The organism is Mesorhizobium sp. C395A, assembly GCF_030323205.1.
Taxonomy (GTDB): domain Bacteria; phylum Pseudomonadota; class Alphaproteobacteria; order Rhizobiales; family Rhizobiaceae; genus Mesorhizobium.
On the sequence record NZ_CP100473.1, the window covers coordinates 2,027,950 to 2,045,239 of the forward strand.

Annotated in this window: 16 protein-coding genes; 11 read left to right on the forward strand and 5 right to left on the reverse strand. The window is 63.2% G+C overall.

The features are described from left to right. The first annotated feature begins 114 nt into the window (after positions 1-114). Positions 115-3,033 carry a ribonuclease E/G gene (locus tag NLY37_RS10095; protein WP_023715788.1) on the forward strand — a complete coding sequence of 973 codons (2,919 nt, stop codon included), beginning with the start codon at positions 115-117 and terminating at the stop codon, positions 3,031-3,033. A gap of 93 nt (positions 3,034-3,126) precedes the next feature. Here the strand turns inward: NLY37_RS10095 and NLY37_RS10100 are convergent, their stop codons facing one another. Both NLY37_RS10100 and NLY37_RS10105 read right to left on the reverse strand, forming a co-directional pair. Beyond that, a complete protein-coding gene (locus NLY37_RS10100; RefSeq protein WP_023715789.1) occupies positions 3,127-4,056 on the reverse strand; it encodes a glutaminase in 930 nt (309 codons plus the stop codon). A gap of 11 nt (positions 4,057-4,067) precedes the next feature. Next, positions 4,068-5,216 (reverse strand): pyridoxal phosphate-dependent aminotransferase, encoded by a 1,149-nt coding sequence (locus NLY37_RS10105; RefSeq protein WP_023715790.1) that lies wholly within the window; start codon positions 5,214-5,216, stop codon positions 4,068-4,070. A gap of 152 nt (positions 5,217-5,368) precedes the next feature. On the opposite strand from NLY37_RS10105, the gene NLY37_RS10110 reads away from it, so the two are divergent. From NLY37_RS10110 to aat, 6 genes are all read left to right on the forward strand, one after another. After that, entirely contained in the window at positions 5,369-6,781 is a 1,413-nt protein-coding gene (locus NLY37_RS10110) for a M48 family metalloprotease (protein ID WP_023691221.1), read from the forward strand. Positions 6,782-6,839: 58 nt separating this feature from the next. Beyond that, positions 6,840-7,643 carry a DsbA family protein gene (locus tag NLY37_RS10115; protein WP_023667484.1) on the forward strand — a complete coding sequence of 268 codons (804 nt, stop codon included), beginning with the start codon at positions 6,840-6,842 and terminating at the stop codon, positions 7,641-7,643. Positions 7,644-7,793: 150 nt separating this feature from the next. Next, entirely contained in the window at positions 7,794-8,228 is a 435-nt protein-coding gene (gene aroQ, locus NLY37_RS10120; protein WP_023667485.1) for a type II 3-dehydroquinate dehydratase, read from the forward strand. A gap of 26 nt (positions 8,229-8,254) precedes the next feature. Further along, positions 8,255-8,719: an acetyl-CoA carboxylase biotin carboxyl carrier protein gene (gene accB / locus NLY37_RS10125; protein ID WP_023681496.1), complete on the forward strand. Its 465-nt coding sequence runs from the start codon at positions 8,255-8,257 to the stop codon at positions 8,717-8,719. A 10-nt stretch (positions 8,720-8,729) separates the two neighbouring features. Next, positions 8,730-10,073: an acetyl-CoA carboxylase biotin carboxylase subunit gene (accC, locus tag NLY37_RS10130; RefSeq protein WP_023681497.1), complete on the forward strand. Its 1,344-nt coding sequence runs from the start codon at positions 8,730-8,732 to the stop codon at positions 10,071-10,073. Positions 10,074-10,100: 27 nt separating this feature from the next. Beyond that, a complete protein-coding gene (aat, locus tag NLY37_RS10135; protein WP_023688381.1) occupies positions 10,101-10,718 on the forward strand; it encodes a leucyl/phenylalanyl-tRNA--protein transferase in 618 nt (205 codons plus the stop codon). A 42-nt stretch (positions 10,719-10,760) separates the two neighbouring features. Here aat and NLY37_RS10140 read toward each other — a convergent pair whose 3' ends face one another. The 3 genes from NLY37_RS10140 to NLY37_RS10150 form a co-directional block, all read right to left on the reverse strand. Then, entirely contained in the window at positions 10,761-11,144 is a 384-nt protein-coding gene (locus tag NLY37_RS10140) for a hypothetical protein (RefSeq protein ID WP_023667489.1), read from the reverse strand. 75 nt (positions 11,145-11,219) lie between these two features. Further along, positions 11,220-11,771 (reverse strand): DUF2155 domain-containing protein, encoded by a 552-nt coding sequence (locus tag NLY37_RS10145; RefSeq protein ID WP_023741414.1) that lies wholly within the window; start codon positions 11,769-11,771, stop codon positions 11,220-11,222. Between the two features lie 115 nt (positions 11,772-11,886). Further along, positions 11,887-12,285, reverse strand: coding sequence for an NADH:ubiquinone oxidoreductase subunit NDUFA12 (locus NLY37_RS10150; protein ID WP_023667491.1), 399 nt, complete (start codon positions 12,283-12,285; stop codon positions 11,887-11,889). 323 nt (positions 12,286-12,608) lie between these two features. Here NLY37_RS10150 and panB point away from each other — a divergent pair, with 323 nt between their 5' ends. The 4 genes from panB to NLY37_RS10170 all read left to right on the forward strand — a co-directional run bounded on the left by panB (position 12,609) and on the right by NLY37_RS10170 (position 17,276). After that, on the forward strand, positions 12,609-13,439 hold the full coding sequence (gene panB, locus NLY37_RS10155; RefSeq protein WP_023741415.1) for a 3-methyl-2-oxobutanoate hydroxymethyltransferase: 831 nt from the start codon (positions 12,609-12,611) through the stop codon (positions 13,437-13,439). A gap of 11 nt (positions 13,440-13,450) precedes the next feature. Next, the gene (gene panC, locus NLY37_RS10160) at positions 13,451-14,308 is read left to right on the forward strand and encodes a pantoate--beta-alanine ligase (protein WP_023741416.1); all 858 of its coding nucleotides are present in this window, start codon (positions 13,451-13,453) and stop codon (positions 14,306-14,308) included. Between the two features lie 224 nt (positions 14,309-14,532). Next, complete coding sequence (locus NLY37_RS10165) at positions 14,533-15,693, forward strand: helix-turn-helix transcriptional regulator (protein ID WP_023741417.1); 1,161 nt, start codon at positions 14,533-14,535, stop codon at positions 15,691-15,693. 182 nt (positions 15,694-15,875) lie between these two features. Continuing rightward, a complete protein-coding gene (locus NLY37_RS10170) occupies positions 15,876-17,276 on the forward strand; it encodes an ArnT family glycosyltransferase (RefSeq protein WP_023741418.1) in 1,401 nt (466 codons plus the stop codon). The last annotated feature ends 14 nt before the right edge of the window (positions 17,277-17,290 follow it).

A 17,290-nucleotide genomic window follows, 5' to 3' on the forward strand; every position in this document is an offset into this window, starting at 1 on the left:
CGCTCAAGCGGCGTCCGGCGGACATTCAGACATCCGGCACCCACATCCCAGACACGCAGCAGCGGGCTTTGCCTCGCAAGCTGCGGCTGACGGCTGCCGGGAGGAAACGAAATAATGCCCAACAAAATGCTGATAGACGCCTCCCACCCGGAGGAAACACGCGTTGTCGTTATCCGCGGTAACCGTATTGAAGAATTCGACTTTGAATCTCAGGACAAGAAGCAGCTCAAAGGAAACATCTATCTCGCCCGCGTAACGCGCGTCGAACCTTCCCTTCAGGCAGCCTTTGTCGAATATGGCGGCAACCGTCACGGTTTCCTCGCCTTCAGTGAAATTCACCCCGACTATTACCAGATCCCGGTCGCCGATCGTCAGGCTTTGCTGCGCGCTGAAGCGCAGGAAGCCGAGGACGAGGAGAACGAGGACAATGACGGCGACGACCGCCAGAGCCGCGATCGCGGCCGGCGCGGCCGCCGGCGCGGCGGCAAGGGTCGTGAGCGAGGCGAACACAAGCGCGACGCCGGCGCCGATGATGAAAACGGCGAACATGGCGATGCCGGCAGCGATGCCGTCTCCGAAGCGCCTGCTTCCGAGCATGCCGCGGCCAATACCGCCGGGCATGACGATCATGCCGGGCATGGCGACAGCGAAGCCTCCGACGCCGAGACATCCGCGACCGAACCGTCGGAAGGCGGCCCGACATCGATCGCGGCAAGCGTCGAAGCGGATGTGATCTCCGAAGCTGTCCCTGCGGCGGAGCCGGGTGACGAAAGGTCGTCCAGCGAGGCAAGTGGCGAAGCCACCTCCGAGGACAATGACCGCGGCATGCTGGAAGAGGTGCAGTCCTCGCATCCGGACGACCACGAGATCGAATCCGTAGGCGCCGAGGATGCGCTGGAAGAGGTGCGCAGCCGCCGCAAGCCGGTGCGCCGCCAGTACAAGATTCAGGAAGTCATCAAGCGCCGGCAGATTCTGCTGGTGCAGGTGGTCAAGGAAGAGCGCGGCAACAAGGGCGCGGCGCTCACCACCTATCTGTCGCTTGCCGGCCGCTATTCCGTGCTGATGCCCAACACCGCACGCGGCGGCGGCATTTCGCGCAAGATCACCAGTGCGGTCGACCGCAAGCGCCTCAAGGAGGTCGTTGCCGATCTCGAAGTGCCGCAGGGCATGGGCGTCATCCTGCGCACCGCCGGCGAAAGCCGCACCAAGGCGGAAATCAAGCGCGACTACGAATATCTGATGCGGCTTTGGGAAAACGTCCGCAATCTGACGCTGCAATCCACCGCCCCTGCCCTCGTCTATGAGGAAGGCAGCCTGATCAAGCGCTCGGTGCGCGACCTCTACAACAAGGATATTGACGAGATTCTTGTCTCCGGCGAGGAAGGCTACCGCGAGGCCAAGGATTTCATGCGCATGCTGATGCCGAGCCACGCCAAGGTGGTTCAGCCGTTCCGCGACACGACGCCGATCTTCGTGCGCAACGGCATCGAGGCGCAGCTCGACCGCATGCTGCAGCCGCAGGTGACGCTGAAGAGCGGCGGCTACATCATCATCAACCAGACCGAGGCGCTGGTCGCCATCGACGTCAATTCGGGCCGCTCCACCAAGGAGCACTCGATCGAGGACACCGCTCTCCACACCAACCTTGAAGCGGCGGAAGAAGTCGCCAGGCAATTGAGGCTGCGCGATCTCGCCGGCCTGATCGTCATCGACTTCATCGACATGGAGGAGAACCGCAACAACCGCTCCGTCGAGAAGCGGCTGAAGGATCACCTCAAGAACGACCGAGCTCGCATCCAGGTCGGCCGCATCTCGCATTTCGGCCTGATGGAGATGTCGCGCCAGCGCATCCGCGCCAGCGTGCTGGAATCGACCATGAAGCCCTGCCCGCATTGCGGCGGCACCGGCCATGTGCGCTCCGATTCGTCGGTGGCGCTGATGGTGGTGAGGGCGATCGAGGAATTCCTGCTCAAGGATTCGCGCAGCCACATCACGGTGCGGACCCCGGCGGCGACCGCTCTCTATGTGCTCAACCACAAGCGCGGCACGCTGGTGGAACTCGAAAGCCGCTTTGGCCTGACCATCACCGTCGAGGCCGATGATACGGTGGGTGTGCAGCACTACGCGATCTTCCGCGGCGCCATTGCCGAAAAGCCGGAAGGCTTTGTCGAAGCGCGAACCTTCCCGGCCTATGTCGAGCCGGAAGAGCCCGAGGACGAGATCGTCATCGAGGAGGAAGACGACGAGGTTGTGGTACAGGCCGAGCAGCCGCGCCAGGCGCAGCCGCAGTCGCAGCAGCAGCAGCCGAGATCGGCTGAGGACGGCGAAGGCCGCGATCGCAAGCGTCGCAAGCGCCGCAGGCGGCGCGGCGGCAAGGATCGCGAACGCGAACATGGCGATCGCGAGCATGGCGCCGAAGGTGCTTCGGTTTCGGCGGCAAGCGACGACTTTGCCGCTGAACCAGGCGGTGACGATGCAACACAGCAAGACGAAGCCCAGGTTGGCGCCGTCGAAACGGTGGAAGCATCAGATGACGCCCAGGGCAAGAAGCGCCGTCGCGGCAAGCGCGGCGGCAAGCGCAATCGTCGCGAAGACGGCACGGAGACCGAAGCCGGCGAAACCGCCTCGGTGGCCGAGGCCGCTGAAGTCGGAACGGCCGCAAGCGAGCCCGTAGCAGCCGTAGCGGTTGAAGAAGCAGCGGCTCCCGCCGCGGCGAACGACGACGCTCCAGCCGAAAAGCCGAAGAAGAAGCGCGCTTCAAGGGCAAAGAAGGCTGTGGTGGAAGTCGCCGATGAGACGGCGGCCGAGGCTGCACCGGAAGCTGCCGTCGAAGCAGCCGCCCCCGCTGCGGCCGATGCCGCCACGGAAACGACCGTCGACGACGAGCCCGCCAAGGCTCGCCCGTCACGGCGCAAAGCCGTGGCCGCGGATACCTCCGCGGTGCCGGTGGTTTCCTCCAGCGTTGCCGACGAGGCAAAGGCCGAGGAAAAGCCGAAGCGCGCCGGCTGGTGGCAGCGGAAGGGCTTTTTCTAAGCTATTCAGCCGATTAAGATAGGTTCCTGACAAAAATCCCGCGCCGTTCAAACCACGGCGCGGGATTTTTTCATGCGCGAATGGCGGAAAGCATCAGGGGGCGAAAATCGACCAGTTCATCATCCTGGCCAGTTTTTCCAAGGCGATCGACCCCAGCTTGGAATTGCCGTTGGCGTTCAAGCCCGGCGACCATACGGCGAGTGAAGCCACACCCGGCACGATCCCCAATATGCCGCCGCCGACGCCGCTTTTGCCGGGAATGCCGACACGGAAGGCGAAATCGCCGGAACCGTCATAGTGGCCGCAGGTCAGCATCATGGCGCCGATGCGCCGCGCCCGCTCGGCAGACACCACGGAGTGCCCGGTTGCCGGGTTTCTGCCGCCATTGGCGAGGAAGCGGCCGGCCAGCGCCAATTGCCGGCAGCTCATGGCGATGGCGCAATGGTGGAAGTACACGCCCAGCGCCAGCTCCGGTGCATGGTGGAGATTGCCGAAGGATTTCATGTAGTTGGCAAGCGCGAAGTTGCGATAGCCGGTGGCGCGTTCGGAAGCCGCGACCTCGCGGTCGATGATGATCGCTTCGTCATCGGCAAGGAACTGGATGAAGCGCAGGATTTCGCCGATCGCCTCGCGCGGCTGGTGGCCGGCAAGCAGTATGTCGGAGACGACGATGGCGCCGGCATTGATGAACGGATTGCGCGGAATGCCGTTCTCATGCTCGAGCTGCACGATCGAGTTGAACGGATTGCCCGACGGCTCGCGTCCGACACGCTGCCACAGCGCGTCGCCGACATTGCCGAGCGCCAACGTGAGCGTAAACACCTTGGAGATGGACTGGATCGAAAACGCCTGGTCGGCGTCGCCGGCGACCAGCACGCGGCCGTCATTGGTCACGGCGGCAATGCCGAATTTCTTCGGATCGACCTTGCCGAGCTGCGGAATGTAGGTGGCGACCTCGCCGCGATCGGAGCGCTCGGCCATCTCGGCGGCGATGTCGGCCAGCGTTTGTTCAAGATCCGGCATGCTCGTCCCCGCTATTTCAGCCAGCGCTCGATGCGCGCCATCGCATCGACCATGTCGTCATGGCTGCCGGCATAGGAAAAGCGCATCGTGCGGTGTCCTGCCAGCGGATCGAAATCGCGACCGGGCGTCGCCGCCACATGCGCTTCGGCCAGCATTTTGCGCGCAAAGGCCATGCTGTCATTGGTATGCCGGGTGACATCGCAGAAAGCGTAGAAGGCACCGTCCATCGGCGCCGCCAAGGGAAATCCGAGTTCCGGAAGGCGCCGCATCAACAGCTCGCGGTTCCAGGCATAGCGCGCCTTCACTGCTTCCAGCTCTTCCGCCGCCTTGAAGGCTTCGATCGCCGCGATCTGCGACAGTTCCGGCGGCGAGATGTAGAGGCTCTGGGCGATGCGTTCGATCGGCCTCACCAGAGCTTCCGGCAGCACCATCCAGCCGATGCGCCATCCGGTCATGCAATAATATTTCGAGAAGGAATTGATCACCGTCACGCCTGAGCCATGGGCCAGCGCCGTGGTGTCGGGCGCGGCATAGGCCAGCCGGTGATAAATTTCGTCCGAAATCACCGCGATGCCGAGTTCTTCGGCTGTCCGCACCAGTGCCGACAACTCGTCGACGGGAATGACCGCACCTGTCGGATTGGCCGGGCTGGCGAACAACACACCCTTCAGCGGTTTTTCCCGGTGCGCCGATTTCAAATGTTCGGCATGAAGATAGGCGTCGCTGCCGAGCTCGATCTCGACGATCTGGATACCGAGCGCGGCCATGATGTTGCGGTAGGCCGGATAGCCGGGTGCTGCGATGGCGACGCGGTCGCCGGGATCGAACATCGCCAGGAATGCCAGATTGAAGGCGGCCGACGATCCCGTGGTCACGGCGATCCGGTTCGGCGCGACATCGATCCCGTAATGGTCGCCATAATGCGTGGCGATCGCCTTGCGCAGATCCGCCAGACCGAGTGTGTCGGTATAGCCGATGCGTCCGATCCTCAGCGCATTTGCGGCTGCTTCCCTCACGCCCACGGGCGCCGGATCGGATGGCTGGCCGACGGCCATGGAGACGACAGGCACGCCCGTCGCCTTCAGCCGGTTGGCTTCGGCCAGAATGTCCATGGCGTGAAACGGCTCGACTTCACCGCGGCGCGACAGCGAAACTACCATTTGACCTCAATCTTTCCGTCCGGCCCGCCGCTCAAAGCCATCAACCGGCGGCAGCGCCGCACAAATGCCCGATTGATGTGAGGATCACAAGTTCGCCTAGTTTCGGTGCCGTGACTTTTCATCGTTCGCGCGCTCGTTTACCAGTGGACCTCATGCTGAGCCGACCCAAATCAACGATGTCCAAATCTTCCATCGGGAAGACAGCGCGCGGCTTCGCGACGCTTTTGCTTGCCGCCGCCGTCGCTGTCACCGGCTCGGTGACGGCCTTCGCCCAGGCGGTGCCGGTCGTGCGCGATGCCGAGATCGAGGCGCTGGTGCGCGACTATGCGCGGCCGATCTTCAAGGCGGCCGGTCTTGCCAATGACGGTGTCGATATCGTTCTGGTCAACGATCAGAGCTTCAACGCCTTCGTTACCGGGCGCCGGCTGTTCATCAACACCGGCGCGCTGATGCAGGCCGAAACGCCCAACGAGATCATCGGCGTCATCGCCCATGAGGCCGGCCACATCGCAGGCGGCCATCAGCAGAAATTGCGCGACCAGCTCGAGCGCGCCAAGACCATGGCCATCATCGCCACGCTGCTTGGCGCCGGCGCCATCGTTGCCGGCGCCACCACCAACAGCCGCGGCCTTGCCGGCGCCGGCATGGGTGTCGCCGCGGGCGGCGGCGAGATGGCGCAGCGCAGCATTCTTGCCTACCAGCGCACCGAAGAGTCGACCGCCGACCGCTCTGCCATCACCTATCTCAATGCCACCGGCCAGTCCGGCATGGGCATGCTGAAGACCTTCGCCCGCTTCCAGAGCGCGCTGTCGCTTTCCGGCACGCAGGTCGATCCCTACCGCATCAGCCACCCGATGCCGCAGGAGCGCATCGCCAATCTCGAAGTGCTGGTCAAGCAGAGCCCTAACGTCGACAAGGTCGATCCGCCGGCACTGCAGCAGCGGCACGACATGATGCGCATCAAGATCGCCGCCTATATGGGCGGCCAGGCCGCCGCCACGCGGCTGATCCGGAAAGCCCCGGGCAGCCTCGCCTCGCGCTATGGCGAAGCGCAGATGGCCTATCTCTACGGCAATCTGGGTGCGGCGCTGACCAAGGCCAATGCACTGATCAAGGAACAGCCGAAGAACCCCTACTTCCAGGAAATGCGCGGCGACATACTGATGAAGGCCAACAAGCCCAAGGACGCCGCGGACGCCTATGCCAAGGCGGTCAGCCTCGATCCGGTGAGGTCGGGCCTGTTGCCCGTTTCCCTCGGCCAGGCGCTGATGGCCATCGGCACGCCCGACTCGCTGAAGAAGGCGGTGGTGCAGATCAACAACGGTCTCGGGCGTGACAAGGAAAACACGGTCGGATACCGCTATCTCGCCCAGGCCTATGGCGAGCTTGGCAACATTCCGGCGGCGGAACTCGCCACCGCCGAGGGCCACTTTTATTCCGGCGATTACACGAATGCGAAAATTTTCGCCATGCGCGCGCAAAAAGACTTGAAGCGCGGCGAGCCCGGCTGGATTCGGGCGCAGGACATCATAAACTACAACCCTTCAGGCAAACTCAAGAAATGAACCTTCCGGTCGCCCGCGGCGACTAGGATAGACCGGAACCGGTAAAGAGGATGAGACGATGAACAAGGCAATATTGCTCGGCACGACGGGAGTGGCGGCTGCTCTTGCCATGCTCGCTTTCGGGTTCGTCGCCGGCAGTCCGCAGGTGGCCAAGGCCGGCACGGCGCAGACCGTGCAGACCGCCTCTGCCGACACCAAGATCGATCGCACTGAGGTCGAGGGCATTATCCGCGACTATCTCCTGAAGAACCCCGAAGTGCTGCTCGAAGTGCAGGAGGCGCTCGAGGCCAAGCAGAAGGAAGAGCAGCGCATAGCCAGCCTCGGCGTCATCGAGAAGGCCAAGTCCGAGATTTTCAACTCGACCTTCGACGGCGTCGTCGGCAATCCGAAGGGCAAGGTCACCATCGTCGAATTCTACGACTACAATTGCGGCTTCTGCAAACGCGCCATCGACGACATGCAGGCTCTGACAAAGGCCGATCCGGAGCTGCGCTTCGTGCTCAAGGAATTCCCGATCCTCGGGCCGGATTCGCAAAAGGCCAGCGTCGTCTCGATGGCTTTTCACCTGATGCATCCGGAGAAATACGGCGAGTTCCACAACGCCCTGCTCGGCGGCCAGGGCCGCGCCACCGAGGCGGCGGCCATCAAGGTTGCGCTGTCGCTAGGCGCCGATGAGGCGAAATTGCGCGAGAAGATGAAGGACCCGACCATCACCGAGGCCTTCTCCAAGACCTTCGACCTCGCCAACAAGCTGGCCATCACCGGAACGCCTTCCTACGTGGTCGGCAATGAGGTGGTGTTCGGGGCGCTCGGCCAGGAAGTGCTGGCTGAAAAGATCGAGGCGGCGAAAGCCGCGCTCTGATCTTGCACGCGAGCCTATTTCTCACGGGCACATTTCCGCCTGTTGTGGACAGTGAAAGATCGCACTTGTGCTCTTTCCGCGGGCGGCTATGCCCATTATAGAAGGCCCTGCGCGCCGGCTTGAGGCCGGCGTCGGAAAAGGTCGGCATTTTTGAAAACGATTTTCGTCCTGAACGGCCCCAACCTGAACGCGCTCGGCAAGCGCGAGCCGGGCATCTATGGCGGCAAGACGCTTGCCGCGATCGCCGACGACTGCAAGCAGGCGGGCGCCGCGCTTGGCCTCGAGATTGATTTTCGCCAGTCGAACCATGAGGGCGACCTCGTCGACTGGATCCAGGAAGCCGGCGACAAGGCAGCCGGCATCGTCATCAATCCGGGTGCCTACAGCCACACCTCGATTGCCATTCACGACGCCATCCGCGCTGTCGCGCCGCTGCCCGTCGCCGAAGTTCACCTCTCCAACATCCACGCGCGGGAACCATTCCGCCACGTCTCCATGGTCGCGCCGGTCGCTGTCGGCATGATCTGCGGGTTCGGGCCGCTTGGCTACTCGCTGGCGCTGCAGGCGCTGGCGGCACGCCTATGACCGGCCCACAAACAGAAGGCTCGAAAATGTCGATAAAGAAGACCGGTGTTGACCAGCAACTGATCCGCGATCTGGCGGGCATACTGAACGACACCAATCTCACCGAGATCGAAGTCGAGCTCGGCGACCTGAAGGTGCGCGTATCGCGCCAGGCGCCGGCCGTCCACGCCATCGCCGCACCGCAGGCCGGTTATGCTCCGGCAGCGCAGCAGCCCGCGGCGGGCGCGGCTGCCGCACCAGCAGTGGCCGATCCGTCCAAGAACGCGGTCCCCTCGCCGATGGTCGGCACCGCTTATCTCGCGCCCTCGCCCGACGCCAAGGCCTTCATCGAAGTCGGCCAGAAGGTCAAGGAAGGCCAGACGCTGCTGATCATCGAAGCGATGAAGACGATGAACCAGATCCCTTCGCCGCGCGCCGGCACGGTGACGGCGATCCTGTTCGAGGACGGCCAGCCGGTCGAGTACGGCATGCCGCTCGTCGTGATCGAGTAGAGCGGGCCGGATGTTCCAGAAGATCCTCATCGCCAACCGCGGCGAAATCGCGCTTCGGGTGCTGCGCGCCTGCAAGGAACTCGGCATCCAGACCGTGGTCGTGCATTCGACCGCCGACGCTGACGCCATGCATGTCAGGCTCGCCGACGAAAGCGTGTGCATCGGTCCGCCGCCGTCGCGCGACAGCTATCTCAACATCCACCAGATCGTCGCAGCCTGCGAGATCACAGGCGCCGATGCCGTGCATCCGGGCTATGGCTTCCTGTCGGAAAACGCCAAGTTCGCCGACATTCTCGCCGCCCACAACATCACCTTCATCGGCCCGTCGGGCGACCACATCCGCATCATGGGCGACAAGATCGAGGCCAAGCGCACCGCAAAGCGGCTCGGCATTCCGGTTGTGCCGGGCTCCGACGGCGCCGTCACCGATCAAAAGGAAGCCAGGCGCATTGCCGCCGAGATCGGCTATCCCGTGATCATCAAGGCATCGGCAGGCGGTGGCGGGCGCGGTATGAAGGTCGCCCTTACCGAGGCTGACCTTGAGATCGCCTTGCAGACAGCGAGCACGGAAGCGGGAGCCGCCTTCGGCGACGATGCCGTCTACATCGAGAAATACTTGGAAAAGCCGCGCCACATCGAGGTGCAGGTATTCGGCGACGGCGCCGGCCGCGGCGTGCATTTCGGCGAGCGCGACTGTTCGCTGCAACGCCGCCACCAGAAAGTCTGGGAAGAGGCGCCCTCGCCGGCCCTTAACGCCGAGGAGCGCGCCCGCATCGGCAATATCTGTGCCAAGGCCATCGCCGACCTCGGCTACTCCGGCGCAGGCACCATCGAATTCCTGTACGAGAATGGCGAGTTCTACTTCATCGAGATGAACACGCGGCTGCAGGTCGAGCATCCGGTGACGGAGGCGATCACCGGCATCGATCTCGTCCACGAACAGATCCGCGTTGCCTCCGGCGGCGGGCTTTCGGTGCGCCAGGAGGACATCAAGTTCAACGGCCACGCCATAGAATGCCGCATCAATGCCGAGGACCCGCGCACCTTCACGCCTTCGCCAGGCACGATTACACATTTCCACACGCCTGGCGGTCTCGGCATCCGCGTCGATTCCGGTGTCTATTCCGGCTACAAGATCCCGCCCTATTATGACAGCCTGATCGGCAAGCTGATCGTGCACGGCCGCAACCGCGTCGAATGCATGATGCGGCTACGGCGGGCGCTCGACGAGTTCGTCGTCGACGGCATCAAGACGACGCTGCCGCTGTTCCGCGACCTGGTCGGCAATGCCGATATCGCCAATGGCGACTACGACATCCACTGGCTGGAAAAGTATCTGGCCAAAGAGGAATAGCGCCCGACTTGCCGCTATGATGCCGCGATGACCCGTCCTTACGCTCCCGGCTATCGCATTCCGACCGACCTGTTGCTCAAGGCCTATGCCTCGGGCGTCTTCCCGATGGCCGAGAGCGCTTCCGACCCGGAAGTGTTCTGGGTGCGGCCGGAGACGCGCGGCATCATACCGCTCGATGGCTTCCACACGCCGAAGAGCTTGAAGAAGACGATCCGCAAGCACCCGTTCGACATCCGCTTCGATTTCGATTTCGAGGCGACGATCGACGGCTGCGCCGAAAAGCGCGAGGAGCGCCGCTCGACCTGGATCAACGCGCCGATCCGCGAAGCCTATATCGAGCTGCACCGTCTGGGGCACTGCCATTCGGTCGAGGCATGGCGCGAGGAACGGCTGGTCGGCGGCCTCTATGGCGTCTCGCTCGGTCGCGTGTTCTTCGGCGAAAGCATGTTCGCCCGGGAAACCGACGCGTCCAAGACCTGCCTGTATCATCTGGTCGAGCGGCTGAAGGCGCGCGGCTTTGCCCTGCTCGACACGCAATTCACCACCGAGCATCTCAAACGCTTCGGCGCGGTCGACGTGCCGCGCGTCAAATACGAGAAGATGTTGGCCGACGCGCTGAAGGGCGAAGCCGTTTTTTATCCCTGACCGGAGACCGAGCGGCCGAGCCGGCTCGACCGGTGAAAGGGGTCAGCCCTTCGCGGTTTCCATCGGCGTCTGCGAATGGAACATCATCTTCCAGCCGTTGACACGATGAACATAGCCGGTGCTGACCAACGCGGCGTAGGGCTCGCCGTTTTCTCGTGTCGCATGAGCCTCATAGGTCAGCATGATAATGTCGCTGCCGGGCTCGATGATACCCTTGAGGTCGATCTGAAGGTCGCGCCAGCGGTTGGGCTTGGTCGCGGTCTTGGCCAGATCGGCATTGTCCATTGCCTGTGCCATCTCAGGAAATGCTACCAGGCATTCTGTGTCGACATTGGCGGCGTAGTAAGCTTCGTCGCCCGTCCAGAACCCCTTTTCGAGTTCGAGCAGGTCGTCTTTGCTGGCCGTGATCCGTTTGCTGTCCGACATCAGAATATCCTCCAAGCGCGCAAATGCGCGGTCGTCCATGGCCCAACGCATGGTGGCCATGACGGTTCCGGAGGATCAGTTGGTGTTGGTCGCGTCAGGCTCCGTGGGGTCCGGCTGTTCGGCGGCCGGAGCAGCGGCGGGCTTTGGCTTGGACGTGTCGACCTTGGGCGTCTCGGCATTGGCCGCGTCGGGCGGCGGCACATCCGACTTCTGCTTGCAGCCCTTTAGCCAGACGTCATAGACGGCGTGCTCGACGGCGTTTAGGCCGGGGCTCTCGGCGAACATCCAGCCGGTGAAGATGCGGCGGATCTTGCGGTCGAGCGTGATTTCGTCGACTTCGACGAAGGAATCGGTCTTCGGCTCTTCATTCTCCGGCCGCGAATAGCAGATGCGCGGCGTCACCTGCAAAGCGCCGAACTGCACGGTTTCGTCGATGTAGACATCGAAGGTGATGATACGGCCGGTGATCTTGTCGATGCCGGCAAATTCGGCGACCGGATTGGTGATGCGATCGGAGATTGCGGGTGCTGCCGCAGGCGCCTGCGCCGCGGCAAACGCTGTCGGGAACATGGCGACAGCGGCAATTGCCGCCAGTCCGGCCATCGATGTCAGGCTGAAAATGTTCATGCGGAGATACCGGTGGTTTGGGCCCGGGTGATTCTGTCACGCCCAAGGCTATTCGCCGTTGTCATATCAGCAAGCAGCTAAACGCCAATTGTGGCGACAAAGGACCGGCCGGCGGTCAAGAACCAGGCGTCCACGCATCGTAGTCGCCCGTCACCTGCGGACGGTGCTGATTGGTGAGCACGGAACCCTTTGGGCGATAAGCCGCCGGTGTTCCCGTGAGGTTCGGCTCATGCGCCTTTTCCCATTCGCGCGGCCGATAGTCATCGCTTGGCGGCGCCACATCGACGCGGTGATGCATCCAGCCGTGCCAGCCCGGAGGGATCGCCGACGCCTCCGAATAATTGGCGTAGATGACCCAGCGGCGGGTGCGGCCTTCCGAATCGACGCCGCCTTCGTAGTAGACGTTGCCGGCCCCATCCTGGCCGACCTTGTTGCCGTGGCGCCAGGTGTGGAAACGGGTTCCCAGCGTCTGGCGGTTCCACCAGGTGAAAAACTGCAGAAGGAAAGTTTTCATTCAGATCCTCGCGGGCGCGCGGCGGTGGCTGTCCCTGCTTATGGCGTCAGGCCTTGGCGAAGGCAAGGGTTTTGCGGCGCCTGCGGCACTGACGGCATGCCGAAACGCTCGGTCATTGGCCGATCCATTTCGCACCTGCGAACCGACGCTTGCCAAGCCGGCTGCGTCTTCCTAAAGCTCTCATCGCCCGGCGCTGCCGCATGACCCCGAAAATCGAAATCGATTTTCGGAAAGGATCATGCGCAACCCAAGTGCTACAGCGTCCTTTGCGCGTCCACGGGACGCGCGGCGCTGTAGTCAACGCCGGCTGCGGGAGGTGAGGAATGGCCTTAGCTGTCGCCAGGATCAGTGCGGAGACAATACGCGCCCGCAAGGGCGGCGTGCCGGTCGTATGCCTTACCGCTTACACCTATCCCGTCGCCCGCCTGCTCGACGATCATGTCGACCTTCTCCTGGTCGGCGACAGCGTTGCCATGGTGCTGCATGGCCACAAGACCACGCTCGGCGCCTCGCTGGAGATGATGATCGCCCATGGCCAGGCCGTGATGCGCGGTTCATCAAAGGCCTGCGTGGTGGTCGATATGCCGGCCGGCAGCTACGAGACTTCGGCCGCGCAAGCCCTTGCCTCGGCGCGCCGCATCTCTGAGGAAACCGGCTGCCAGGCGGTGAAGCTGGAAGGCGGCGTCGAAGTCGCCCTCCAGATCGCGGCAATCGTCGCGGCCGGCATTCCAGTGATGGGCCATATCGGCTTGCAGCCGCAATCGGTGGAAAAGGACGGTGGCTACAAGATCAAGGGCCGCACGCCGGAGAATGTGGCCGCGCTCATGCGCGACGCCGACGCGGTCGAGAAAGCCGGCACGTTTTCGCTGGTCATCGAGGGCACGGTCGAGACCGTTGCCGCCGACCTTACCCGGCGCATTGCCATTCCCACCATTGGCATCGGCGCCAGCCGCGATTGCGACGGCCAGATCCTGGTCATCGACGACATGGTCGGCCTGACGGTCGACCGGGTGCCGAAATTCGTCAAGGAATACGCCGATTTGCGCAGCGCGGTCGCCGATGCCGCGGCCCGCTACGCAGCGGAGGTGCGCAGCCGCACCTTCCCCGGGCCGGGCCACGTCTTTTCAGCCGCAAGCGACAAGGACAAGGCATGAACCGGCCCCCCATCAGCCAGCCGCTCGTCGTCGACACCGTGCTTGGCCTTCGCGCGCAGATCCGCGACTGGCGGCGCCATGGCCTGACCGTTGCCATGGTGCCGACCATGGGCGCTTTGCATGACGGCCATATCTCGCTGGTCAGGGCCGCGCTCGCAACGGCCGATCGCTGCGTCGTCTCGATCTTCGTCAACCCGGCCCAGTTCGCCCCCACTGAAGATCTCGACAAGTATCCGCGGCAGCTGGCCCGCGATCTCGACCGGCTGACCGAGGCCGGCGCACAGCTTGCCTTCACGCCTACGGTTTCCGAAATGTACCCGGCAGGCTTTGCGACGAAGATTTCGGTCGGCGGCCCGTCTTCTGGTCTGGAATCGGATTTCAGGCCGACCTTCTTCGAGGGCGTCGCCACGGTCGTGGCCAAGCTCTTTCTGCAAGCCCTGCCCGACTACGCCATCTTCGGCGAAAAAGACTACCAGCAGCTTTGCGTCGTCCGAAAGCTCTGCCGCGATCTCGACCTTCCGGTGAACATCGTCGGCGCGCCTACCGTGCGCGATGCGCACGGCCTCGCAATGTCGTCGCGCAACGCCTATCTCGACGCCGCCGAACTCGACGTCGCGCGACAGCTCAATGTCATCTTGCGCCAGACGGCGGCAGCGCTCGCGGCCGGTGCCGATGAAAACGGCGTGACCGGTAAAGCCACTGCCGCGCTTCTCGAGGCAGGCTTCGACAGCGTCGACTATGTCGCCGCGCGCGAGAGCGTGACGCTCACCTCGTGGCGGCGTGACGGCGATGGCCGCCTGCTTGCCGCGGCGTGGCTTGGCAGAACCAGGTTGATCGACAATGTGGAAGTTTCCTCATTTATTCCCTGAAAAATTCCAATTCCGTTCACTTTGATTTGTATCGCAGAGCGGCCCGAGTGCTCTTAGACAACGGCTCAACAGGCACGTTCTGGCCAGCCCGTAGGCGCTCACAATACACCGAACCCCGCTGTGAGACGTTTCACAGACGTAACCAAGCCGGCTATGTTGTGTGCGACCTCAGGCGGAGACAGTGTGTGACCTGCCACTACGCTGCAATCCTTACGAGGCTCTACGTGTCTGTCCAGGCCAACATATTCGGTCGCGCCCTGCCGCAGATCGTCGAAGCGATTTACGATTCGATTGCCGATGTCGGCCGTTGGCCATCGACGCTTGAATCAATCTGCAAATTGGCGCTCGGCCGGCTTGCCATGCTGGCGGTCGTCGATACGGCGAGAAACTCGGCCCGGTTTTCGACTTCCTGCGGCGATCCGGTCCTGCTTGAACCGCTGCAGCGCGATTACGCCTGCGAGGTGCCCTTTTTCAAGGCGGTGCCGAAGATGGAAGTCGACATACCGTTGACCGTCGACAGCGTCTACGCCCTGCAAGGCCCTGACGCCCGCCAGAACTGGCTCGAAAGCCGCATCGTGCGCGAGTGGGTGGAACCCAACCGTCTCGACGATTTCTTCTGGGTGGCGCTGATGAAGCAGCCGGCGCGCACCGGCACGCTGATGGTGGTTACCGATAAGGACAGGCCTCAGATTTCAGCCAGCGATATCGACCTGATGTCCACGCTCGCCCCCCATGTCCGGCGTGCGGTGACCATCGGCGACCTGTTCGAGGCCGAGCGGCGCAAGGCCGACGTCTTTCGCTCGATCCTCGAGAGCCTCGACCATCCGGTGCTGATCGTCGCCGACGATATGCAGATCATTTTCGCCAATCCGGCAGCCGAAGCCCTGCTCACCGAAACCGCCTCAGTGTCCTCGGTGCGCGGCCAGCTGTCCTTCGCTTATGCCAACGCCAACACCGCCATCGGTCGCGCCGTCCAGCTCGGCACGCGCGACGAATTCGCGCTCGGACCGTCCGGCATCAACATTCCGCTGGTGAAGGCCATGTCTCCGGCGGTGGCGCATGTCATGCCTCTGGCGCGACGCGACATTTCGGCCCGCATGTCGCCGCGCGCCGCCGCGGCCATCTTCATTGCCGCCGCCGGCGCCGCATCAGTGCCGGCGCTGGAAGCGATCGCTGCGCTGTTCGGACTGACCGCAGCGGAAAAGCGTGTCGCCGGCCATGTCGCCGCCGGGCTGACACGGCGTGAAATCGCGGCTGCCAGCGGCGTCTCGGACGGCACCGTCAAATCACAGCTGGCGACGATCTTCGACAAGACCGCCACTGGCGACCAGCGAGAGCTGGAACTCCTGATGCGCGAATTGACGCCGCCGCTGCGCTCGGCCTGAAGCCATACTCGGAGCCAATCGTCAAATTTTTCAACTATTTGCCGGTACGCAGGCGTAATCCACAATACCAAGCCGGCATCGTTGCAATTCGGCCAAAATCATGGTGCGGTTCTGCTCCGGTCCGGAGACGGTGCATCGTGCACGACCGGACGTGGAAACCATTTCCTGGGCGGTCCCCGAACTTGATACCGACACGAATTGAACGGCTGCTGCCTTACCTCTTCCTGCTGGCCCTGCTTTGCATCGCGCTCGCTTTCCGTCCGCTACTGCCGGTCGATGAGACGCGCTATCTCAGCGTCGCCTGGGAGATGTATCTCGGTGGACATGTCTTCGTACCGACGATGAACTTTGCGCCCTATCTGCAGAAGCCGCCGCTGTTGTTCTGGCTCATCGATGTCGTCTGGAACATCTTCGGTGTGAGCCGCGCGGCGGCGATGCTCGTCATCTTCGCCGCCTCGTCGCTGGTCATCTGGCTGACCACGCTTCTGGCCAAAACCCTGTTTCCCGAGCGCCAGGACATCGCCAACCGCATCCCCTGGCTGGTGGCCGGCAGCACCGTCTTTGTCATCTATTCGACCCTGATCCTGTTCGACATGCTTTTGACGGCCTGTGTGGTCGCCGCACTGCTGTCGTTGCTGGGCTTCGCCAGGACCGGCAACCGCTGGCAGGCGGTGCTGGCGGGTCTGTTCATCGGGCTCGGCGTGCTGGCCAAAGGCCCGGTCGTGCTCATTCACATCGGCGCGCCCGTCCTGCTCTATCCCCTCTGGCGTGACCGGCGAGCCGGCCTTGCCCCTTTACAGTTCTTTGCGGGAGCCAGCCTGGCAATTCTCGCCGCCATTGTCCCGGTCGCCATATGGCTGGCGCCCGCGACCATCCTGACCAAGGGCAGTTTCGTCTACGACCTCGTCTGGAACCAGTCGGCAGGTCGGGTTACCGGAAGCCTGCACAATTCGCATGGCCGGCCGTTTTACTTTTACCTGATGCTGTTGCCGCTCATGTTCGTGCCCTGGGCCTTTATCCCCCCGGTGTGGCGGCTGAAGCCGGCTGCCCGGATACGCAGCCTGATCGACACGAAATCCCCGGATCTGCGTGCCCTGCGCCTGCTGTCGTTCTCGTTCATTGCGGTGCTGCTGGTCTTCAGCGCCATATCCGGCAAGCAGCCGCACTATGTCGTGCCGGCACTACCGTTCGCGACCATTCTGCTGGGCTACTTCATGGCCGAGATTTCAGTCGCCAGGCTGAGGGCTACGGCCTTTGTCATGCTTGCCCTTTTCGCCGTCGGCCACGCCGCCGCCTCGGCAACCGTGTTCAAACGCTACGATCTCGCGCCGCTGGCGAGCTTCATCGACGAACGAAAGGACGCGGACTGGGCCGTTGCATTCGACTATCAGGGCGAGGTCGGTTTCCTTGGGCGAATAGAGAAGCCATTCGAGAACGCCGACAAGCCTGAGGAATGGCTCAAGTCTCATCCCGGTGGCTACGTCATCGAAAAGCAATCGAAAGATCCGGGCACATCCGAACAGATCGCCTTCCGGCAGCCGGTGGAACGCGGCTATTTGGTCGTGCTGAAGGGACAGCACTGAACGTTTCGTCGGAC